Annotated in this window: 23 protein-coding genes; 16 read left to right on the forward strand and 7 right to left on the reverse strand. The window is 32.1% G+C overall.

The genetic code is table 11. The features are described from left to right. Window positions 1-101 precede the first annotated feature (101 nt). Together CLU82_RS10075 and CLU82_RS10080 are read left to right on the forward strand one after the other, a co-directional pair. Window positions 102-1,052, forward strand: coding sequence for a lysylphosphatidylglycerol synthase domain-containing protein (locus CLU82_RS10075; RefSeq protein WP_100842973.1), 951 nt, complete (start codon window positions 102-104; stop codon window positions 1,050-1,052). Continuing rightward, window positions 1,049-2,146 (forward strand): glycosyltransferase, encoded by a 1,098-nt coding sequence (locus tag CLU82_RS10080; protein WP_100842974.1) that lies wholly within the window; start codon window positions 1,049-1,051, stop codon window positions 2,144-2,146. The genes CLU82_RS10075 and CLU82_RS10080 overlap by 4 nt, the downstream gene beginning before the upstream one ends. Window positions 2,147-2,255: 109 nt before the next feature. On the opposite strand, the gene CLU82_RS10085 is transcribed toward CLU82_RS10080, so the two are convergent. Beyond that, window positions 2,256-2,732: a hypothetical protein gene (locus tag CLU82_RS10085; protein ID WP_100842975.1), complete on the reverse strand. Its 477-nt coding sequence runs from the start codon at window positions 2,730-2,732 to the stop codon at window positions 2,256-2,258. 112 nt (window positions 2,733-2,844) lie between these two features. On the opposite strand from CLU82_RS10085, the gene CLU82_RS10090 reads away from it, so the two are divergent. Both CLU82_RS10090 and CLU82_RS10095 read left to right on the forward strand, forming a co-directional pair. Further along, window positions 2,845-3,339 (forward strand): DUF456 domain-containing protein, encoded by a 495-nt coding sequence (locus CLU82_RS10090; RefSeq protein WP_100842976.1) that lies wholly within the window; start codon window positions 2,845-2,847, stop codon window positions 3,337-3,339. A gap of 280 nt (window positions 3,340-3,619) precedes the next feature. Beyond that, a complete protein-coding gene (locus tag CLU82_RS10095; protein WP_100842977.1) occupies window positions 3,620-3,838 on the forward strand; it encodes a hypothetical protein in 219 nt (72 codons plus the stop codon). A gap of 34 nt (window positions 3,839-3,872) precedes the next feature. Here the strand turns inward: CLU82_RS10095 and CLU82_RS10100 are convergent, their stop codons facing one another. Further along, window positions 3,873-4,460 carry a riboflavin synthase gene (locus tag CLU82_RS10100; protein ID WP_100845003.1) on the reverse strand — a complete coding sequence of 196 codons (588 nt, stop codon included), beginning with the start codon at window positions 4,458-4,460 and terminating at the stop codon, window positions 3,873-3,875. A gap of 58 nt (window positions 4,461-4,518) precedes the next feature. On the opposite strand from CLU82_RS10100, the gene pdxA reads away from it, so the two are divergent. The 10 genes from pdxA (at window position 4,519) to CLU82_RS10150 (ending at window position 12,320) form a co-directional block, all read left to right on the forward strand. Further along, complete coding sequence (gene pdxA, locus CLU82_RS10105) at window positions 4,519-5,568, forward strand: 4-hydroxythreonine-4-phosphate dehydrogenase PdxA (RefSeq protein WP_100842978.1); 1,050 nt, start codon at window positions 4,519-4,521, stop codon at window positions 5,566-5,568. 84 nt (window positions 5,569-5,652) lie between these two features. Further along, a complete protein-coding gene (locus CLU82_RS10110) occupies window positions 5,653-6,195 on the forward strand; it encodes a DUF177 domain-containing protein (protein WP_100842979.1) in 543 nt (180 codons plus the stop codon). A 9-nt stretch (window positions 6,196-6,204) separates the two neighbouring features. Then, the gene (gene rpmF / locus CLU82_RS10115) at window positions 6,205-6,402 is read left to right on the forward strand and encodes a 50S ribosomal protein L32 (RefSeq protein WP_100432852.1); all 198 of its coding nucleotides are present in this window, start codon (window positions 6,205-6,207) and stop codon (window positions 6,400-6,402) included. A 176-nt stretch (window positions 6,403-6,578) separates the two neighbouring features. Next, window positions 6,579-7,577: a beta-ketoacyl-ACP synthase III gene (locus CLU82_RS10120; RefSeq protein WP_100842980.1), complete on the forward strand. Its 999-nt coding sequence runs from the start codon at window positions 6,579-6,581 to the stop codon at window positions 7,575-7,577. Window positions 7,578-7,599: 22 nt separating this feature from the next. Further along, on the forward strand, window positions 7,600-8,079 hold the full coding sequence (accB, locus tag CLU82_RS10125; protein ID WP_100842981.1) for an acetyl-CoA carboxylase biotin carboxyl carrier protein: 480 nt from the start codon (window positions 7,600-7,602) through the stop codon (window positions 8,077-8,079). 152 nt (window positions 8,080-8,231) lie between these two features. Continuing rightward, complete coding sequence (gene accC, locus CLU82_RS10130) at window positions 8,232-9,578, forward strand: acetyl-CoA carboxylase biotin carboxylase subunit (protein ID WP_100842982.1); 1,347 nt, start codon at window positions 8,232-8,234, stop codon at window positions 9,576-9,578. Window positions 9,579-9,881: 303 nt separating this feature from the next. Continuing rightward, window positions 9,882-10,178: a hypothetical protein gene (locus CLU82_RS10135; protein WP_100842983.1), complete on the forward strand. Its 297-nt coding sequence runs from the start codon at window positions 9,882-9,884 to the stop codon at window positions 10,176-10,178. A gap of 50 nt (window positions 10,179-10,228) precedes the next feature. Continuing rightward, window positions 10,229-10,525: a hypothetical protein gene (locus tag CLU82_RS10140; protein WP_100842984.1), complete on the forward strand. Its 297-nt coding sequence runs from the start codon at window positions 10,229-10,231 to the stop codon at window positions 10,523-10,525. Window positions 10,526-10,555: 30 nt separating this feature from the next. Further along, entirely contained in the window at window positions 10,556-10,849 is a 294-nt protein-coding gene (locus CLU82_RS10145) for a hypothetical protein (protein ID WP_100842985.1), read from the forward strand. Window positions 10,850-10,979: 130 nt separating this feature from the next. Continuing rightward, complete coding sequence (locus CLU82_RS10150; RefSeq protein WP_100842986.1) at window positions 10,980-12,320, forward strand: sigma-54 dependent transcriptional regulator; 1,341 nt, start codon at window positions 10,980-10,982, stop codon at window positions 12,318-12,320. Here CLU82_RS10150 and CLU82_RS10155 read toward each other — a convergent pair. The 4 genes from CLU82_RS10155 to CLU82_RS10170 form a co-directional block, all read right to left on the reverse strand. Continuing rightward, entirely contained in the window at window positions 12,317-14,758 is a 2,442-nt protein-coding gene (locus tag CLU82_RS10155; protein WP_100842987.1) for an ATP-binding protein, read from the reverse strand. The genes CLU82_RS10150 and CLU82_RS10155 overlap by 4 nt on opposite strands. A gap of 225 nt (window positions 14,759-14,983) precedes the next feature. Continuing rightward, window positions 14,984-16,180 carry an aminopeptidase C gene (locus tag CLU82_RS10160; protein ID WP_100842988.1) on the reverse strand — a complete coding sequence of 399 codons (1,197 nt, stop codon included), beginning with the start codon at window positions 16,178-16,180 and terminating at the stop codon, window positions 14,984-14,986. Between the two features lie 76 nt (window positions 16,181-16,256). Continuing rightward, on the reverse strand, window positions 16,257-18,158 hold the full coding sequence (locus CLU82_RS10165; RefSeq protein WP_100842989.1) for a S9 family peptidase: 1,902 nt from the start codon (window positions 18,156-18,158) through the stop codon (window positions 16,257-16,259). 130 nt (window positions 18,159-18,288) lie between these two features. Further along, complete coding sequence (locus CLU82_RS10170) at window positions 18,289-18,699, reverse strand: hypothetical protein (RefSeq protein WP_100842990.1); 411 nt, start codon at window positions 18,697-18,699, stop codon at window positions 18,289-18,291. 220 nt (window positions 18,700-18,919) lie between these two features. Between CLU82_RS10170 and CLU82_RS10175 the strand changes: the two genes are divergently transcribed. Further along, entirely contained in the window at window positions 18,920-20,032 is a 1,113-nt protein-coding gene (locus tag CLU82_RS10175) for an FAD-binding oxidoreductase (protein WP_100842991.1), read from the forward strand. A 4-nt stretch (window positions 20,033-20,036) separates the two neighbouring features. Continuing rightward, window positions 20,037-20,783: a monofunctional biosynthetic peptidoglycan transglycosylase gene (mtgA, locus tag CLU82_RS10180; protein WP_100842992.1), complete on the forward strand. Its 747-nt coding sequence runs from the start codon at window positions 20,037-20,039 to the stop codon at window positions 20,781-20,783. A 56-nt stretch (window positions 20,784-20,839) separates the two neighbouring features. On the opposite strand, the gene CLU82_RS10185 is transcribed toward mtgA, so the two are convergent. Next, window positions 20,840-23,047 carry a TonB-dependent receptor gene (locus CLU82_RS10185; RefSeq protein WP_100842993.1) on the reverse strand — a complete coding sequence of 736 codons (2,208 nt, stop codon included), beginning with the start codon at window positions 23,045-23,047 and terminating at the stop codon, window positions 20,840-20,842. Between the last annotated feature and the right edge of the window lie 111 nt (window positions 23,048-23,158).

Genomic DNA, 23,158 nt, shown 5'->3' on the forward strand with positions numbered 1-23,158 from the left:
GCTAAAGTTCTCCTGAAGTAATTTAAAAAATCGACTGCTTATACAAAACTCTATAAGTTCGAATACGCCTTTGTATACTAGTTTTTCCGTTACTTTGCCGTATGATTTCAATTTCAAACAAAATTAAGCAATTCCTTGTACTTCTAATCAAAATTATGATTGTTGGTGGTGCCTTTTATTTTATTTACAATCAATTGGCAAATAACGATAAACTCGATTGGCAAAAATTTATAATTTTATTTCATAAAAATCAATCGGTTTTTGGAATTGGTTTTATTCTGCTTTTGAGTGTTTTGAATCGTTTATTTGAAATTTTAAAATGGAAGTATTTAGTTTCTTATCTAAGACCTATTACTTTGGGTGAAGCAACCAAGCAAGTTTTGGCTTCGCTTACTGCGGGACTATTTACTCCAAATGGTGTGGGAGAATATGCTGGAAAAGCGCTTTATTTTGATAAAAAAGAGACTAAAAAGATTGTTTTTTTAAATCTGATATGTAACGGAATTCAAATGATTTTGACTGTAATTTTTGGTATTTTTGGACTGTTGTATTTCAACTCACAATACAGTGTTATCACTTCAAAAACAGTTGTAATTCTTTTTGCAGGCTGTTTTCTACTTGTTGGAATTCTGTTCTTTTCAAAAAAAGTAAATATTAAAGGATATTCTATTGAAAAGCTAATTCATAAAATTAACGAAATACCAAAATCGATTCATCAAAAAAACACACTTTTGGCGATTTTACGATATCTTGTTTTTTCGCATCAATACTATTTTTTGTTTTTAGCTTTTGATGTTGATTTGCCATATTTGATTCTAATATCGGCTATCTCAAGTGTCTATTTTCTGGCGTCTTCTTTGCCCACTTTTCAATTTTTGGATTTTGCTGTAAAAGGTAGTGTGGCTGTATATTTCTTTGGAAAATTAGGTGTAAATGAATGGATTGTGATTTTTATTACTACGTTAATGTGGTTTCTAAATGTAGTTTTACCAGTGCTTTTTGGAAGTTACTATGTGTTGAATTTCAGAACTAAAACGGCCCAAAAGATATGATTTTAGTTTTATTAGGTATATCAATCATTTATGTACTTACTATAGGTTGGCTCATTTATGGTTTTGCCAAAATAAATTTATTTGAGTACACTAGTTCATCACCAAAAACAAGCTTTACTATTATTGTGCCTTTTCGAAATGAAGCCGAAAATTTGCCAATTTTATTAGAAAGTTTCTCCAAGTTGAATTACCCAACAACTTTGTTTGAAGTGATTTTGGTAGATGATGAATCGGAAAAAGAATTCAAATGGCAGAATACAGATTACAGAATACAGATTGTAAAAAATAATCGATATTCCAATTCTCCAAAAAAAGATGCTATTACTACCGCAATGCAACACATAAAAACCAATTGGGTCATCACCACCGATGCTGATTGTGTGGTTCCTAAAAACTGGTTACTTTCTTTAGATAACTTTATTCAACTGAATGCAGTTTCAATGATTGTGGGTGCAGTCACTTACGATTGCAACAACTCTTTTTTGCATCATTTTCAACAATTGGATTTGGCTAGTTTACAAGGAGCAACAATAGGTAGTTTCGGAATTAAAAAAGGCTTTATGTGTAATGGTGCAAACTTTGCTTATACCAAATCTTTTTTTCAAAAACTCAATGGGTTTGAGAATAATAATAGTATTGCTAGTGGGGATGATGTTTTTCTACTTCAAAAAGCGTTACTTCAATATCCCGAAAAAGTTGCTTATTTAAAATCAAAAAACTCCATTGTTGTCACAAAACCTGTGAATAACTGGAAAGCGTTGTTTTACCAAAGAGTTCGTTGGGCATCAAAAACAACTTCTTATCAAATTGCTTTTGGAAAAAGATTGGGAGTTCTTGTGTTTATTATGAATATTAGCTTAATTATTGCTTTTGTACAAATGCTTTTGGGCATGTTTCCTTGGTTTTTCCTTGGATTACTCTTCATAATCAAATTTGTAATCGATACCGTTTTGATGCAACAAACTAATAGTTTCTTAACCAAAAGCAAAATTTCCTATTTGTTTTTAAGCAGTTTATGGTACCCTTTTTTTAGTTCTGTAGTGGCTTTATATTGTGTCTTTGGAAAATACGAATGGAAAGGGAGACGATTTTAAACAAATTTTGATGTGAAAATGAATGTCTTAGCCCAGATGGAAACGGCATCCTGTTATACCGGGGTTCGTGATAACAGATATAGTGTACAGCTGGAATTGCTCCTGAAAACTACTCCACTTTTAGAATCACAGGAAGTATAAATTGAGTTTTCACGGGTAACCCTCGCTTGATAGCTGGGTTGATTTTTGGGAAATCAATCAAACGGACTTTCAGGATACTGTCAATTTTTACCCTATCGTATGCTACTGAATCTTTAGGAAATTGTGGCTCGAATTTCATAGTTGCGTTAGGAAAAATGGTAACTTTTACTTCAATAGTGTCCAATTCTGGGTAAAGCATCGCTAGTGTATCGTTGCACAATTTCTCTTGAATTAACTGTGTCAAAACCTCAAAAAAGCATTGTTGACGTTGTTTTTTGTCTTCTATTTTATCACAATCAACAACTGAAGGGTATTCGTCTACTTCTTTCCAATTGATAGCTTTTAACTCCTTTTGCAATAATTCCTTTTCGGAAGGAACTTGCTTGTCAAAGTATTGACAGGAATTAAAAAGTATAATGACTAGAAAAAAGGAAAACTGCTTCAAGGTTTGTTTTTTGAATGGGACTATTATCTTATAAAAATACAATTATTTTTCTCATATTCGTGTATTGAATAAGTCTTGTATTTTCGGTTTCAAAATTACTAAAAATATTTTTATGGATATCCTGCTTTTGTTATTGGGTTTTATTTGTGTTGTAGTGGGAGTTTTTGGAAGTTTTCTGCCTGTCTTACCTGGACCTAGCATCAGTTGGGTTGGGATTCTATTAGTTTATTTAACTAAAGCAGTACCTGTGAATTATTGGATTTTGGGTATTTCTGCAATTATAACCATAGTACTTACTATTTTAGATTATATCATTCCTGCCAAGGGAACCAAAAAATTTGGGGGCAGTTCTTATGGTATTTGGGGAACTAATATTGGCTTAATTGTTGGTCTTATTGCTCCAATTCCTTTAGGTTTCTTAATAGGTCCTTTTTTGGGAGCTTTTTTAGGAGAACTTATTTATGACAATAAAGATCATCAGCGAGCTTTGAAAGCGGCCACGGGTTCTTTTCTAGGTTTTTTGGCTTCGTCTTTCATGAAATTTATTGTGTGTATGATATATTTGGGATTGTTCCTTTGGATTGTATGGCAAAATAAATACCTATGAATAAGTGATCTCTTTTTATACTTTTTCTAAATTGGTTAAAAAACAATTTTCAAATTCAAAAATTAAATTGGTACCTTTGCATTTAAATATTTAAAATTTGGCAATTAAGATAAATAAACGTATTTATAAGTTTTTTCTTTCTAGTTGAAAAAATAAATTTATTTAAACGTTAATTTGTACCCTTAATCCAAATTTTTATTTTCATTATAAAAAAATAATTATAGATTTGCGTTTAGGTTATATACTAAAATAAAATTACAATACCACATCTGAGAACAATATGAAGATAAATTCAAATAAAGCATTTCACAAAATAATTCTTTTTGCCTATTGCTTTTATGGTTACGGGGCCTATGCTGAAGACCCTGAAGTGCCAGATGAGCCGCCACTTGAGGATGCTCCAATAGACGGAAATATTATGATACTACTTGTTATTGCTGTATTATTTGGAATATACGTTATATATAAATACAAACTAAACAAAAAAAGACTCATTTAAAATGAGTCTTTTTTTTATAATATAATTTTCTGTTCTATTTGTTAGCGTATAATCTAGAGACATACTTTCCAATTATATCAAATTCCAAATTAATTTTAGTTCCAACAACAAACGAATGAAAATTGGTATGTTCATAGGTATAAGGTATAATGGCTACGCTGAAATTATTTTTGTTAGAATCAACGACGGTCAAACTTACTCCATTTACGGTTATTGATCCTTTTTCAATAGTGATATTATTTAAATCGGTATCATACTCAAAAGTATAAAACCAACTTCCATTTGTTTCTTGAGCCACAATACAAGTCCCAGTTTGATCCACATGACCTTGCACAATGTGTCCATCCAAACGATCTCCTAGTTTCATTGCTCTTTCTAAATTGATGTTATCACCAACTTTCCAATTTGAAATATTAGTTTTTTTAATTGTTTCCCCAATGGCTGTAACCGTATAATGATTTCCAGTAATGGCGACGACTGTTAAACATATTCCATTATGAGCTACACTTTGATCAATTTTTAATTCGTTGGACAAAGCTGAATCTATAGTGATATGGATATTATCTTGCTCTTTTTTAACTTCTTGAACAATGCCAAGTGTTTCGATTATTCCTGTAAACATTTCTTGTTTTATTTTACTAAATTTGCAGTTCAAAATTAGCAATAAATAATTAGAGGGCATTATGAAAAAAGCAGAAAATATAATCGTAGGAATTTCAATCGGAGATTTAAACGGTATTGGAAGCGAAGTAATTCTAAAAACATTCGAAGATACACGGATGTTAGAATTATGTACTCCAGTTATTTTTGCCAATGTGAAAATATTGTCTTTCATCAGAAAGAATTTTGAATCTATAGTTCCTTTACATGGAATAGATAAATTAGATCAAATTGTAATTGGTAAAGTCAATGTTTTCAATCTTTGGAAAGAGGGAATTGATTTAAGTCTTGGAACGAATGACGAAAAAGTAGGGCAGTACGCTATCAAATCATTTGTCGCGGCTACCAAAGCTTTAAAAGACGGAGAGATAGATGTGCTGGTGACAGCACCTATAAATAAGTATAATATTCAATCTGAAGATTTTAAATTCCCAGGACATACAGATTATCTAAATCAGGAATTAGAAGGTGATGCCTTAATGTTAATGGTGCAAGACAACTTAAGAGTAGGTTTGTTGACAGATCATATTCCAATTAATGAAGTGGCTTCACATTTAACAGAAGAGTTGATTTTTAAGAAAATTGAAACCATCAATAAAACTTTAATTCAGGATTTTAGCATTAACAAACCTAAAATTGCAGTTCTCGGACTTAATCCTCATTGTGGTGATGGAGGGGTTATAGGAAATGAAGATGATGCTATATTAAAACCTGCTTTGAAAAAAATATTCGAAAAAGGAACTCTTGTTTTTGGTCCTTTTGCTGCAGATGGCTTCTTTGGTAGTAATCAGTATGAAAAATATGATGCTATTATAGCAACTTACCATGACCAAGGATTAATCCCTTTTAAAACATTATCTTTTGGTAGTGGTGTTAATTATACAGCAGGACTTAATAAAATAAGAACTTCACCAGATCATGGAACGGCTTATGATATAGCAGGAAAGAATAAAGCCGACTATAATTCTTTCAAAGAAGCTGTTTACCTCGCAATTGATGTTTATAATGCGAGAAATCAGTATGCAGAAATTAGCCAAAAGCCCCTAAAAACAAAAGAAAAACAGTTATAAACAAAAAAAGGTGAATAACATTATTAGATTTACATTTATTTTATATCTTTGCACTCCCGAAGTTTAGGGCAAATTGTTGTTGAAATGAAACAGACAAAAGAATATACAATTCCTTTCGTAGGATTGAAGCTTGGGAAACATAAATTTGAGTATCAAATAAGTAATGCGTTCTTTGAAATCTTTGATTATAATGAATTTCAAAATTCAGATATCAAAGTGAATGTTGTTTTAGAAAAACAAAGCAACTTGTTAGAGATAAACTTCAAGCACCAAGGAGTAATAAATGTTCCTTGTGATATGACAGGAGAAGATTTTGATTTACCAATAAAAGGAAAATTGAAACTAATTGTTCGATTTGGAGAGGATTTTAACAATGATAATGAAGAGTTGCTAATACTTCCTTTTGGGGAGTTTGAAATAGATATTGCTCAATATATATATGAGATGATTGTCCTTTCAATTCCACAAAGAAGAATACATCCAGGAATAAAGGATGGTAGTTTAAACACTGAAGCTTTGACAAAACTGAAAGAATTGACAATTAAAGAGCAAAAAAAAGAAAAGAAAGAAGAAGAAAATATAGACCCACGTTGGGACAAATTAAAGCAACTATTAACGGATAAATAATATAGTAAAATGGCACATCCTAAGAGAAAAATCTCGAAAACAAGAAGAGACAAAAGAAGAACACATTACAAAGCTACTGTAGCTCAAATCGCTACATGTCCAATTACTGGAGAAGCACATTTATACCACAGAGCTTATTGGCATGAAGGGAAAATGTACTACAGAGGACAAGTTGTTATCGATAAATCTGTCGTAGCTCTTGCTTAATACGTTTTTGTAAACAATACTAGAACTCTCACCTCGTGAGAGTTTTTTTTGTTGTTTATAATTTCACCCCCAAATAAGAAAAACTTAACACAATTAGTTTGGTTTTTTTATTGTAATTTTAGAGACTTTTAAAAATTTTGCAAATGGTAACATTTGGCAATAAATAATCGCATATAATGAGTACAATTACAGCCGCAATTACCGCAGTTGGTGGTTATGTTCCTGACTTTGTTCTTTCTAACAAAGTGCTAGAAACGATGGTCGACACTAATGATGAATGGATAACCACACGTACGGGGATTAAAGAAAGAAGAATACTAAAAGATGCTGATAAAGGAACTTCTTTTCTTGCTATAAAAGCAGCGCAAGATTTAATCGCTAAATCAAATATTGACCCTCTTGAAATAGATCTAGTTCTAATGGCAACTGCAACTGCAGATATGCCAGTAGCTGCTACTGGTGCCTTTGTCGCTACTTCAATAGGTGCTACGAATGCATTTGCATACGATTTACAGGCTGCTTGCTCTAGTTTCCTTTTTGGAATGTCAACGGCATCTGCTTATATTCAATCTGGAAAATACAAAAAGGTACTACTTATAGGTGCTGATAAAATGTCATCCATCGTTGATTATAAAGACAGAGCAACTTGCATTATTTTTGGAGATGGTGCTGGTGCAGTATTGTTTGAGCCTAACTATGAAGGTTACGGTCTACAAGATGAATACTTGAGAAGTGATAGTGTTGGGCGTGATTTCTTAAAAATACCTGCCGGCGGATCCATTATGCCAACAAGTATCGAAACGGTAAATGATAACAAACACAACATCATTCAAGATGGGAAAACTGTTTTTAAATATGCAGTTACCAATATGGCTGATGCCAGTGAATTGATTCTAAAAAGAAATAATTTGACTAACGAAGATGTAAATTGGTTAGTCCCACATCAAGCAAACAAACGTATCATTGACGCTACAGCTCATAGAATGAACTTAGAAGATGCTAAAGTATTGATGAATATAGAAAAATACGGAAACACTACATCTGCAACATTACCTTTAGTATTATACGATTTTGAGCACCTTTTCAAAAAAGGAGATACTATAATTTTTGCTGCTTTTGGAGGTGGTTTTACTTGGGGATCCATTTACCTAACTTGGGCTTACGATAAAAAATAAATTAAACTAAAAAGAAATAATTATGGATTTAAAAGAAATTCAAAATCTAATCAAATTTGTAGCAAATTCAGGTGTTGCAGAAGTTAAATTAGAAATGGATGATGTTAAAATCACCATCAGAACTACTTTAGAAGGAAACGTTACCGAAGCAACTTATGTTCAACAGTTACCTATTCAAAACGCTCTTCCACAAGCCGCTCCACAGCAGATTGTTCCAGTAGCAGCTACACCAGCAGCTGCAGAGCCAGTTGAGAAAAATAATTACATTACTATAAAATCACCAATCATTGGTACATTTTACAGAAAACCTTCTCCAGACAAACCAATGTTTGTTGAGGTTGGTAAAACTATTGCTAAAGGAGATGTTCTTTGTGTAATTGAAGCTATGAAATTATTCAACGAAATTGAATCAGAAGTATCTGGTAAAATCGTAAAAATATTGGTAGATGATATGTCTCCAGTAGAATTTGATCAACCTTTATTCTTAGTAGATCCATCATAAGGAATTATAAATTATAAATTAATAAATTATAAATGGTTTAATGCATTTGCATTTTGCTATTTAGAATTTAGATTTTATAATTAAATTTTAACTCTTTGCTTTCTTAGCAAAGAATTTAAAATTTATAATTCATAATTTAAAATTTTAAAATTATGTTTAAAAAAATACTAATTGCAAATAGGGGAGAGATAGCACTTCGTGTCATTCGAACTTGTAGAGAAATGGGCATCAAAACTGTCGCTGTTTATTCTACCGCCGATGCTGAAAGTTTACATGTTAAATTTGCAGATGAAGCTGTTTGTATTGGCCCACCACCAAGTAACTTGTCTTATTTAAAGATGTCTAATATTATTGCTGCTGCTGAAATTACAAATGCAGATGCAATTCATCCAGGTTACGGATTCCTTTCTGAAAATTCAAAATTCTCGAAGATTTGTCAAGAACATGGTATCAAATTTATTGGAGCTTCTCCTGAAATGATTGATAGAATGGGGGATAAAGCTTCAGCTAAATCCACGATGATCGAAGCCGGAGTACCTTGCGTACCAGGTTCGGTTGGGATTTTAGAATCTTTTGAACAAGCTGCTGAATTAGCCGACAAATTTGGATATCCAGTTATGCTAAAAGCTACAGCTGGTGGCGGTGGAAAAGGAATGAGAGCTGTATGGGCTCCTGAAGATTTATTAAAAGCTTGGGAAGGTGCTCGTCAAGAATCTGCAGCTGCTTTTGGAAATGACGGAATGTATCTTGAAAAATTAATTGAAGAGCCTCGTCATATCGAAATTCAAGTTGTAGGTGATTCATATGGTAAAGCTTGTCACCTTTCTGAAAGAGACTGTTCTGTTCAACGTCGTCATCAAAAATTGACTGAAGAAACACCTTCTCCATTCATGACAGATGAATTACGTACAAAAATGGGAGAAGCGGCTGTAAAAGCTGCAGAATATATAAAATATGAAGGTGCTGGTACTGTTGAGTTTTTAGTTGACAAACACAGAAACTTTTACTTCATGGAAATGAATACTCGTATCCAAGTAGAACACCCTATTACTGAACAAGTAGTAGATTATGACTTAATTCGTGAGCAAATCCTTGTAGCTGCAGGTGTGCCAATTTCAGGAAGAAATTATCTTCCTCAATTACATGCTATCGAATGCCGTATTAACGCTGAAGATCCTTATAACGATTTTAGACCATCACCAGGAAAAATTACTACTTTGCACATGCCAGGTGGTCACGGAGTACGTCTAGATACACACGTATACTCAGGTTATACAATTCCACCAAATTATGATTCAATGATTGCTAAATTAATTACTACAGCCCAAACTCGTGAAGAAGCTATTAGTAAAATGAGAAGAGCATTAGACGAATTCGTGATTGAAGGAATTAAAACAACGATCCCATTCCATAGACAATTGATGGATAATCCTAAATATATTGAAGGCGATTATACAACTGCTTTCATGGACAATTTCAAAATGAATCCAATAGAATAATATTAAAGGCTGTCAATATTGACAGCCTTTTTTTATTTCATTAGTGATAACCCGACAGATTATTAAAATCTGTCGGGTTTTTTTGTTGCTGTTTTTTTAAAGTAAACAGTGTTTATGTATCCTTTTTACACACTTATTTGGGTAATTACACACTTTTTAGTTTTTAAATTTTTGGTGTATTTTTTAATAAACCCTTTAAAAATAGGCTTTACGGAGAATTGGTATACTTCTTTTTGGTAATGGCACAATTATTTCATTATCTAAAGCGTAAACAACAATTTAATAATTAAAATAAAACACATTATGAAAAAATTATTTCTATCTGCCGCAATTGTTTTAGGAAGTTTAACTTCATTCGCTTCGACTTCTCCTGTTACAAATACTATTGTTAAAAGTATTTCTATCGGAGACGAATACACAGAAATTAAATTAGAAGAATTGCCAGCGCCTATTGCAGAAGCTTTTAAAAAAGGATATCCAGATGCAGTAATTACAAAAGCATACAAAAATGAAAAATCAGAATACAAATTAGATGTTACTGTTGGTAGTAAAGTAGGTTCTCTATATGCAAATGCAGACGGAACTTGGATTAAAAAATAATCCCAACATCTTTAAACTTATATTAATAAACAATACTAAATAATCATATCATGAAAAATCTATTTTTATCAGCCGCAATCGTTTTGGGAGGTTTAACTTCATTTGCTTCAACTTCTCCAATTTCAAATACAATCGTAAAAACAATCTCAATTCAGGAAGAATACACTGAAATAAAATTAGAAGAAGTTCCTGTTGCAGTAACGGATGCTCTTAAAAAAGCATACCCTGATGGAGTTCTTTCTAAAGCATATAAAAATGCTAAATCTGAATATAAATTAGAGGTTACAGTGGGTGACAAAGTTGGGTCTCTGTATGCAAATGCAGATGGGACTTGGATTAAAAAATAAGAATAAATTTAACCATATAAAACTATAACTATGAAAAAGTTAATGGTAGCAGCGGCAATTATTTTTGGAAGTTTGTCAATCTATGCGATAACAAATAAACCTTTTGAAAATGTAAAGATTGAAGCAAATCTTCAAACAGAATATACAGAAATTAGCCTAGATAGCATTCCTGCAGTTGTAAAAACTGCTGTAGAAAAAGCATATCCTGGTGCAAAGCTTGAAAAAGCGTATATAAATGAAAAGAAAGAGTACAAACTTGATTTATCAGTTGGAGACCAGAAAGCTACTGTTTACACAGATGTTAATGGCAATTGGTTAAAATAAAATTTGGGGTAATTAGATTTATGTTTTTGACTAAAAAGAGATTGTTGTACAACAATCTCTTTTTTTTTGCATAATTTTATGAAAATACAAGTTTATTAATATTATTTTCGTGAAAAGTCCCTACAATTAGATGTCAAAGATATTACTGATAGAAGATGATATTTCATTCTGCAAATTATTAGAGAAATTTCTAATAAAGAAAGCATATGATGTGACCATAGCTTTTTCTGCTGCGGAAGCCAGATTAGCAATCAAAAAGGATTCGTTTAATTTGATTCTGATGGATATACGTTTGCCAGATTCGGATGGTATTGGACTTATGTCCGAATTTAAAACTTCAAATTCAGAGATACCAGTTGTACTTATGACGGGATATTCGGATGTGAATACTGCTGTAAAAGCGATCAAAAATGGTGCAGCTGATTATATTTCAAAGCCTTTTAATCCTGATGAGGTTTTATTGGTAATTACAAATGCAATGCTGACTCATCAAGAAGTGGCACCAATCAAAGAAAAGAAAGCCGACAAAAAACAAACAACTTCAGAAAATGAATTTGTAAAAGGGATTTCTATAGCTTCAAAGAAATTATTGGATCATATTCAATTGGTAAGCCCAACGGATATGTCAGTTTTAATTATTGGAGAAAGCGGTACTGGAAAAGAAATTATTGCCAAAAGCATTCACCAGCAAAGTAATAGAAAGAACAATAATTTTATAGCTGTTGATTGTGGAGCAATCCCAAAGGAATTGGCTACAAGTGAGTTTTTCGGGCATTTGAAAGGATCATTTACTGGAGCAATCAGTGATAAAATTGGCTATTTTGAAGCAGCTAATGGAGGAACACTTTTTTTAGATGAAATTGGAAATCTTTCATATGAAAATCAAATACAGTTATTAAGAGCACTTCAGGAACGAAAAATAAAGCCAGTCGGAAGTAACAAAGAAATTAATGTTGATATTCGTATCATTACTGCAACCAATGAAGATTTGCGTGAAGCGGTTAAAAATGGCAATTTTAGAGAAGATTTATATCATAGAATTAATGAGTTTTCCATTCTCTCACCATCATTAACAGACCGAGGGGAAGACTTAATGATTTTTGCCGATTATTTTTTGGAAAAAGCAAACCAGCAACTTAACAAAGAAGTTATCGGATTTTCGCCTGAAGTTGTTGCTATTTTTCAAAAATACAATTGGCCGGGAAATTTACGTGAACTACAAAATTGTGTAAAACGAGCTACCCTTTTGACACGTGGTAATTATATTGAAAGCGATGTTTTACCTGCAGAATTTTTTCAAATCCAAAAGCAACAGGATTCCAGTGAAAGTTTTTCTTTATCAGAAAATGAAAAAGAAGCCATTATTCAAGCCTTATCAAGAACACAAAACAACAAATCTGAGGCTGCGAAATTGCTTAAGATTACTAGAAAAACACTTTATAATAAATTGAAGTATTATAATATAGACTAAGCCACCTCTTTATTTAAAGCTGTAAATAGCGAACTGATTTTTGTTTTTAAAGAATCTAAAAGATTTTTTAAATCAGAATTTTTCAAATCATTTTTCTCTAATGCTGTTAAAATTTCACCTACTGAATGGGCTTCAATCTGCTTAAACATTGGTGCAATTCTGTGTGCAATAGCATTAATTTCGGGAATGTCTTTTTTATCTACAGCATTTTCCAAATACACCAAATTATCTTTACTGCTTTGAATAAATTGTTTCAAAATAACATCTAAAGCTTCATTATCATTCACTAAAAACTGTTTTAAAGTTTTTAGTGAATATAGTTTTTCCGCTGTTATTTCTTCAGATCTATTAATTTCAATTGCTGGGAGGTCTTTTTTTTCTAAAATATTCTGAATCATTTCCAGCAAAACTTTTGGAGAATATGGTTTTTTGATCACAGTGGTAAATCCTGCTTCAATAAAAACGGAGTAATCCAAGTCTGCACGGCCGGTAAGTGCAATTATTGGTTGGTTTTTATAGGTCGATTTTTCTTGAGTTTTTAATTTTTCAATAAATGCAAAACCATCCATTATAGGCATTTGAATATCGGTAATTATAAAATCAAAATCGGTATTTACAATTGTTTCTAAAGCTTTAACAGCATTATCAAAAGATAAAACATTATGTTTTTCCTGTTTTAAAACACCGCTGGTTAAATTCAGCAAATTGATATCATCATCAACTACAATAAAAGTATATTTTTCAGTGTTTAAAGAGATTGTTTTTTCAATTTCTGGAACATCACTTACACTAAAATCATAGAGTAAGGGCAGTTCGATTGTAAAAGTACTTCCTTTACCAAACTCACTTACCAGTTTTAAATTCCCACCTAAAATAGTGATAATTTTTTGACAGATAGACAATCCTAGACCAGTCCCTCCATATTTCTTTTCAATATTTTCATTCGCTTGAGCAAATTCTTCAAAAACAAATTTTTGATTTCCTTTTTCAATACCAATTCCGGAATCTTCAATTGAAATAGTAAAAAAATCATCAGCCGATGTTTTATAAGCGTTGATCTTTATGTATCCTTCTTCGGTAAATTTATAGGCGTTGCCTATGATATTAGTCAAAATTTGTTTTAATCGAAATGGGTCTCCAACTATTCTATTATTTAATCGATCATCAACATGAATAATAAGATCTATATTTTTTTCCTTATAAACAGTCTGAATACTTTTGGAAACTTCATCTATAACGTCGGGCAATGAAAATGGCACTTTTTCAATTGTAATTTTTCCTGCTTCAATTTGAGAAAAGTCTAATAAATCCTGAACCAGTTGTGTAATATACTCTGAAGAGTTTTTTATATTTTTTACAAAATACGATTGTTTTGTGTTGACTTCAGAATTGCTCAAAAGTTCTGTATAACCAACAATTGTACTCAAAGGTGTTTTCAAATCATGACTTACTGTTGAGATAAGCTGTTCACGACTTTTAAGCAAGTTCTTGGTTTTGAAATTGGCAATTTCCAGTTGCTTTTTATACAATTGAGATTTTGAATAATCACTCACAATCAAAATCGAAAAAATTAATGTTAATACTAAACCAATAATTGCTGAAGCCGTTACTACTTCATTGACTTTTTTAAGTGATTTTTCTTTTAGCGTATTGTTTTTTATAGAGTTAATAATGATTTCACGCTCAATGATTCGAAGCACTTTTCGGAGTTGTTCTGAGATTGCGATTTCATTTTTGAGGAGCTTGTTTTCTTCAAAATTCAATGATTCCTTTTTCTTTTCAGCTTTCAGTTTTACTGTGGTCAAAAGCTTTTTTGAATTGGCTAAGATAGAATCGGAAGCTTTTTTACTCAGTGTATTTGTGCTGTCATCAGGAATGTTCTGGTTGAGATAATCTACGTATTTCCGAAGTACATTTCGCTGATAACTTCCTAATTGTTCTGGATTCTTAGTAAAATCCTTAAGAACCAATTTACGAAGTTTTGACTCCATTCGGGTAATTTCACTAATTGCATTATCTACAGAAACTTCATCATCGGCTTTGTTTTTTATAGCTTTTAATTGACGGATATTTTTAGTTTTTTCCGATAATAAATAAGTTACACTATCTAATAAAGTCTTTTGATATTGTGTTGTAACAATTTGTTTTAGTGTGTCAATTCTTGATTTTAAGGAATCGGTTTCAATAAGATAACTTTTAAAATCTTTTTGAGAATTCGTTTGAATCGTTTTTCGTGCTAAACTTTCTGTTTTATAAATATTGGAAAAAAGTTTACTGACTTTTAAAATCTTAGTTTTTTCGAAAGCAATTTTATCTTCCAGTTTGTTATAAACTACATTTTCAGAATATAAAATCCAACCTACAGTAACGACCAATGCTAACAATGCAACGTAACTTAAAAGTACTTTAATAGGTGTATAACTTTTTTTACTCTCCATAAATTATATAACGTTGTTTTGTAAATTTTAGTCCTTGATAGTTGTGCAATTTATTTTTAGACCTGAGCTTAATCGCAATCGTAAATCCTAATAAAGAAATACTGTCTTTCTTTTTACTTCTAAATAAGAAATAATAAAGTTAAGGGTTTTTAGTTTTTCTTAATATAAAAAAATAAGCCGTCTCAGGTTGAGACGGCTTATTCAGTATTGTGGATTTAATTTTTATTAAGCTCCGATTTTCTTAACTATATCAGTTGGAACTCCTCCTTTATTTACCATAAATGAAGTTGTTTTGTATTTTACAAAATTCTTACTCACATACAAATAGCCTTTGTAATCATTTGTAGCTCCCCAAGAATTTTTTACAATATAATATTCTTTGCCCATTTGATCTTTGGCAATACCAACGATATGCATAGCGTGATCATCTGTAGTTTGGTAATTGTCGAAGGCTTTTTGACGAATTTCTTCGGTGATTTCCAATTCTTGTTTTGGACCGTTGAACATATTCTCTTTCTCATCAGCAGTCATGTCGTCAAATTTTTTGATTGGAACATAAGCAACACCATTTTTCCAGCTAAAACTTTTTTCACTTACATCTGACGCCCAGGCTACAGTATAACCATTTTTCAAAGCGTTGTCAATGATGTTAGTCATATCGTTCATTTTGATATTATAAACCAAATCAAATGACCAGTTGTCAGGAACCATCATCATTGTTTTAGAATAATATGGCTGATTAGCATAAGATGCAAATTCAACATATTCGTCTGGATTAATTCCTACTACTTCTTTAGCAAAACTTTGAGGGGTATAGTTTTTTCCTTTGTATGTAAAATTTTCCGGAACCTGACCTAAATAAGAATCAATTACAGCAGCATACGCTTTTTCCCAGTTTGGAGTTAATTCTCCATTTGGATTTTTTACAACTGCAGCCAGCATTGCTTCTGTTAATGAAGCCATTTCTGCAAATTTATTTTTGGATGTACCGTAGTTTAAACCTGTGTACACTGATTGAGGCACCGCTCCGTATTTTTTGTACATATTTATTACATCATGTAATTCTCCTCCGTCACCCAAAGTTACAGCTCCATGCATACGTACGTAGTTTTTTCCTTTTTCTACATAAGCATTTCGAGCCGAGAATACTTGAGATAATTCTACTGGTTGTTTTCCTAATCTAATCATTTCAGATTCTAAAAAGGAATTAGTAGAATAACTCCAACAAGTTCCTGAAGAACCTTGATTTTTGATAGAAGTATTTTCTAAGTTAATTACATCGGTAAACTGAAAACTTTCAACACTTTTTGCACTAGCATTTACTTTCAATGAGTTGACTAGCCCGTCTTGAGCAGTCATAGTATTCATCCCAACTAGTAAGGTTGTTGCAATGAAAAACGATTTAATGGGCAATTTATACATTTTAAAATAGGTTAAGGTTTTGTAATATGTAACAAAAAGATAAATATTGTTACAAAAATATCAATCAATTTAAGAATTACAAGGTTTCCTTAAGCCATTTGTAAAACTCTTTTTGCCAAACTTGAGCATTTTGAGGATGTAAAACCCAGTGATTTTCTTCTGGGAAATATAACAATCTGCTTTTTATTCCTCTCATCTGAGCCGCTTGAAAAGCTTCTTGTCCTTGTCCTATTGGTACTCTAAAATCAATTCCACCTTGAATAATCAAAATAGGTGTATTCCAGTTTTGCACGTGATTGATTGGGTTAAACTCATTGTACGCTTTTTGTGCTACAGCATTGCCTTTTTCCCAGTAAGGACCACCAAAATCCCAATTATTAAAGAAAACTTCTTCGGTGGTTCCAAACATACTTTGTGTATTGAAAACTCCGTCATGAGCAATAAATGTTTTGAATCTATTATTATGAATACCCGCTAAATAAAATACTGAATATCCTCCATAGCTAGCGCCAATGCATCCTAAACGAGTTTTATCTACATAGCTTTCTTTGGCCACATCATCAATTGCCGAAAGATAATCGTTCATTACTTGTCCACCCCAATCTTTACTAATTTGCTCATTCCATTCTACACCATGACCTTGCATTCCACGACGATTTGGTGCAACAACAATATATCCGTTAGCAGCCATTAACTGAAAATTCCATCTAAAAGAGTACGATTGAGTCAATGGAGATTGTGGTCCACCTTGACAAAACAATAATGTTGGGTATTTTTTGGAAGCATCAAAATTAGGAGGTAAAGCTACCCAAACCATCATTTTTTTACCATCGGTAGTAGTAACGTAACGTCTTTCAACTTTCCCCATTTGTAATGAAGCATAAGTTATTGTATTCACGTTAGATAATTGTTTCCAAGTGTTTTTCTTCAAATTATAAGAGAAAATTTCTGCTGCATGATTCATATCGGTTCTTGTAACGATGAAATCATCACCCGAAATACCAATCATATCACTCACATCAAAATCACCATTTGATACTTGGCGAACTTGAACAGCTATTTTGGTCATTCCTGGAAAATTCACTTCAAACAATTGTCTTGTTCCATCAATTGGAGCTATAAAATAAATTTTTCGCCCGTCTTTAGCCCACATAAATTGTTCTACAGTTCCATCCCAATTGGCTGTTAGATTCATTGTCATTCCTTTGAAACTAACCACTAAATCATTTTTATCTGATTCATATCCGTCACGTTTCATTTGCAACCAAGTCAAATCTCCAGATGGTGAAAATTGAGGAGCAGTATCATAACCCAAATTTCCTTCAGATCTATTTACCGTTTTTCCAGATTCCAGATTGTATTCAAATATATTAGTGTCTGTAGAAAGAGCGTATTGTGTTCCAGCTTTTTTCTTGGATACATATACAATACTTTTGCTGTCTGGTGACCAAATATAATCTTCATCACCACCAAAAGGTTTTTGCGGACTATCAAAATTTTCTCCTTTTAGGATATCAATTCCTTTAGCTCCTTCTTTATTCTCTTTGTAAAAAACGTGATTGAATTTACCCTCGTTCCAAGTGTCCCAATGGCGATAATCCAAACCATTATAAATTTGAACATTGGATTTGTCCAAATCAGGGTAATAGTCTTTTCCTAATACCTTATCGATTTTTACTTCTTCATTATAAACCAAATATTTTCCATCTGCAGAGACATTTTTATCTGCTAGAATTTCTTTTGTATCCGTAATTTCAACTGCTGTACCACCAGTAATTGCAACCGTATAATATTTAGAACTGGATTTGTTTTCTTCGATTGAAGGAGTTGATACTTTATAGACAATATTTTTGCCATCTTTAGAAATTCCTAAGGGAGAAATTCGTCCTAATTTCCAAAGTAATTCTGGAGTCATTACATTTTGAGCACTTGCCGTTAAACCCATCATTGTTAGCATTAAAAAGAGTGTTTTTTTCATAATTATTGAAAATATATGTTCAGTTTTCAAATATAGCAATATAATTATCAATTCGAACAAGTAGTTGCACTTAAAAAAAACTTAAAAGAACTGATGCTTTTTATTGCTGAAAAAGAATGTAAATAATTTATTATTTATGGAATATTTCAATTGTAATTAAGGTTACAAAAAAGCATAATACCACTATAATTATGCTGGCAATCATTATTTTTTTCATAAATGATTGTTTTGTTTTTTTTGCTTCAGAATTGATTGTAACCGTTGTATTGACTTTTGAAAAAGGTTCAACGGTTCGCATATACTTTAACCATCCTCCATTCGCATAAATTTGTCTGCCTAAATCTGTTAAATCACATCGAAATCCTTGATCACATTCCAATATAACAAGTCCTTTTTTAACTAATACATCAGCAAAAGCTTTGGAATTTTTCAGATTAAAACCGTATTCGTCCTTGAAATTTATACGCATCATATATTGGGATTTTGATGCATACAATAGCTTCATATTTACTTCTATGAGCTCATCAATATTTTCAAACATAACAAAATATTTTAATTCAATTTTTATATTTAGGCTTCAGATTTCGTCTAACGAAAGAAAAATCTTTTACATAAAACCTTCATTTACTTCACAATTATGATGCCAAATCATATTCCATTGGAAATAATAATATATTTTAAAAGTTAGCAATCTTGGTCATATATTAAATTGATAACATTTGAAAACTGAAAAATTTATTTAATTTTATAAAAAAAAGCAGATGCAACTAAGCTATTGGGAATTGAAAAATTGGTTCAGCCAGATAGATTACACTATTATTGGCAGTGGTATTGTTGGGTTACATACAGCGTTGCGCTTGCGCGAAAAATATCCAGATAGTAAAATATTAATTCTTGAAAAAGGTATGTTGCCACAGGGAGCCAGTACTAAAAACGCTGGATTTGCTTGTTTTGGTAGTATTTCTGAGATCATAGATGATTTAAAATCTCATACAGAAGAAGAGGTTATTCAACTCATCCAAAAAAGATGGAGTGGACTCCAATTATTAAGAAAACGCCTTGGTGATTCCACAATAGATTTCAAACCTTACGGAGGTTATGAATTGTTTTTGAAAGAGGATGAAAGCAGTTTTTCAGAGTGTTCCAATAAATTGCCTTTTATTAATTCCATTTTAAAGCCTCTTTTTAAAACTGATGTATTTGCTAAAGAAGTAGACCGTTTTGGTTTTGGAGGTATCAACGAATATTTAATTTTCAATCCTTTTGAAGCTCAAATAGACACTGGAAATATGATGCAGGCCTTATTGAAGGAAGCCATTGCACAAGATATTTTAATTCTGAACCAACAAACGCTTACTTCCTATATAGATAACGAAAACAGTGTTGAAGTTGCTTTGGGAGATTTTAGTTTCACTACCAAAAAATTATTGTTTGCTACTAATGGTTTTGCCAACAAACTAACCGAAGGAGCTGTAAAACCAGCAAGAGCTCAGGTTATTATCACAGAACCCATTCCAAATCTTGACATTAAAGGAACATTTCATTTAGACAAAGGCTATTATTATTTTAGAAACATAGGCAACCGAATATTGCTTGGTGGTGGACGAAACCTAGATTTTGAAGCTGAAAATACAACTGAATTTGGTCAAACAGAAATTGTGCAAAAAAAATTGGAAGACTTATTAAAAAAAGTAATTTTGCCCAACCAAGAAGTTCAAATTGAACACCGCTGGAGCGGAATCATGGGCATTGGTAACAGCAAAAAACCTATTGTGGAGCAACTGTCTGAAAACGTGTATTGTGGCGTTCGTCTTGGCGGTATGGGAGTAGCAATAGGCAGTATAATAGGAACAGAATTAGCAGATTTAGTATAAAAAAATGGCAACCAAAATAACACCAAAAAAAACAACAACTAAGAAGCCCGTGAAAAAAAAATCGGGAAGTTTTATGACCAAAGTAAAATGGTTTTTATTAAAAGTGTTGTTGTGGTTTTTTGGACTTTCAATAGCCTCTGTAGTCCTTTTTAAATTTGTACCCGTTCCATTCACACCTTTAATGGTAATGCGTTATTTTGAAAACAACGGAGCGAATAAGGAAAATCATTTTAGTCACAATTGGGAACCAATCGAAAAAATTTCTATGAATTTACAAAAAGCCGTAATCGCTAGTGAAGACGGAACTTTTTTAACTCATAATGGTTTTGATTTTATCGCCATGCAAAAAGCCTATAAAAGCAATGAAAGAGGGCGAAAAATAAAAGGAGGAAGTACTATTTCACAACAAACGGCCAAAAATGTTTTTCTTTGGCAAGGACGTAGTTACCTTCGTAAAGGTCTCGAAGCTTATTTTACTGTTTTAATAGAGCTCATTTGGGGCAAAGAACGCATCATGGAGGTCTATCTCAATAGTATCGAAATGGGCGATGGTGTTTACGGAGCTTATGCCGCAACAGAACATTGGTATCGTAAAGATGCATCTAGTTTAACGATGCAACAAGCGGCTGGAATCGCAGCTATTTTACCAAATCCAAGAAGATTTAAAGCAACTAGTTCCTCATCCTACATCAACAATAGAAAAGCAAAAATTGTTCGAATTATGAGGCAAATTGGAAAAATTGAATATTAAAAATAAACCCCAATAGCAAAATGGTATTGGGGTTTTCTTTTTTTAAATATTTCAATTTAGAATTTAAAAGCAATTCCTAAAACACCATTGATTCCTATATTGGGAATCCCTGCCGTTGCCAAACGTGACAAATGTGGAACATAGGTTTTGTTTAGTAAATTATTTCCGTTCAAGTTGATATCAAAAGCGGTTTTTCCAAATTTTACTTTTCCACCAAAACCCATATTTAGTAATGTATAACCATCTGAAGAAATATCATAACCACTTACATTATTTTGGCTAAAAGTGGTTGAAACATTCAAAGTTGCGAATCCATCTTCAAGCCATTTGCCAAGGATAAAATCTGTTTTTAAAGTATTATTCCAATTGTTTGCTGGAATTTGAGGCAAAAAGCCTCCACTTTGTAATTTTCCAGTTACTGTAGAAAAGCTTGTTTCAAAATGCAACCAATCCAAAGGATGCGGATGAATATGCAAGGCAACTTCTCCACCATATAAATTTGCATTGTTTTGAATGTAATCATATACTTTCACTCCATCAAGTTCTTCTCCAGAAGGAGCAGCATAAATATAATCGTTGATATGATTGTAAAAACCACTTACGCTAAACTCAAAATGACTGATTTTATATTCTAAATCTAAATCAGTTTGTAGGTTTTGCTCCGTTTTCAAATTAGGATTCCCAACTTCATATCGAAAAGTACCTTCATGAATACCATTAGACGATAACTCAGCTAAGTTTGGTGCTCTGAAACCAGTTGCAGCATTCAAACGAAAAGTTAAATCAGTTGCTAAATCGGTTTTATAACCCAATGAAGCATTGAAACTATCGTATTTTTTATCAAGAGCTTCAAAATAACCTTCTTCATCAATAATTCCATGCTCATCAGAAACTAAATGTCTGTTATCAAAACGAATTCCTGCTTGTAATGAATTAGAACCCCAACTATAAATTCCTGTTCCAAATATTCCAAAATCATTGGTTACAGCATTTGGAATTAAATATTCTTCACCAAGATTTTTATTTTGTTGAGACATTCCTTGAACACCAACAATAGTTTCAAACTTCCCTAAAGTAGGCAAATAATATTTGACGTTATAATCGAAAGTATTCAAAATCATGTGTAAAACGGCAACATTACTGTCTTCAAACTCATTACGATCATTTCTGATGTAACCCAAATTTACATCCATTTTAGAATTACTAAAAAACAAAGTATTATTCAAAGAGAATAAATTATTATAAACCCCTTGTTTTGGAAAAGCCGTTTTCTTGGAAGTCGTTTGATCTGCAATACCTTCTTCTGGAATTCCAAGATCTAAATTGTTGTAATTATATCTCAAAACACTGGAGAATTTGGCATTACTATACCCAATTCCAGCTTTGAAATCCATTTCTTGATAACGAGTATTAGTAACACGATCTCCGTCTGGAATTTTATAATCAGATTGAGTTGTGTATGCTCCACGAATTAAATATTTCCAATTATCGGTAGATGCTTTTAAACCCAAAGTAGTATTACTTCCAAGAGTATTCGAAAATAATCTTTGTCCAAAATCTCCTTGAAAAGTATTGGCAGCAGCAAATTTTTCGGGATTAAAAAATAAAACACCACCTAACGCATCAGAACCGTACAATAAAGAAGCAGGTCCTTTGATTACTTCGACATTTTCTACACCAGCATCATTTAAGCCCAAACCATGTTCATCACCAAACTGCTGATTTTCTATTCGAACACCTTGGCTGTAGACCAAAACTCGGTTACCGCTTAGCCCTCGAATTACTGGTTTACCAATAGAAGTTCCTGTAGAAACTTGAGAGACTCCAGGAATAGTAGCTAATCCTTCTATTAAAGTTGCACTTCCTTTTTCGTGCATCGATTTGATACTTTGTCTATCAACTTTCATTACATTTTGTGATTGTAATTTTGAGAAAGGGGTAGACACTATAACTTCATCCATTTGAAAAGCCATTTCTTCTAAAACCACATCAAGTATTGGTGTATTTTGAACTTTTACTACTCGTTGGTTTTGAGATGCAAATCCCACGAATGAAAACGCAAGAGTTACATCGCCATTAGGCAATTGAGTCAAAGTATACAACCCATTTTCATCTGTTTTTGTGGATTTATGTAGTTCTGGAGCATCAACTATAACTCCCGCTAAAGGGTTATTTTGAGAATTAGTTACTTTTCCAGAGATTGAATTTTGTGCTTGTAAAAAACTGCTAAGCCCTAGTAATAGAGCTACTATATATTTTTTCATTTAAATAATTGTATTATCTCTGATCAAAGCTCTTTATAGAAAAGTAGCAAATGACAGAAAGTGATTTTGTAAATAATAAAGCATCCGACAATTTTTCAACAAAGAAAATTG

The organism is Flavobacterium sp. 5 (assembly GCF_002813295.1).
In the GTDB taxonomy this organism is placed as follows: Bacteria; Bacteroidota; Bacteroidia; order Flavobacteriales; family Flavobacteriaceae; genus Flavobacterium.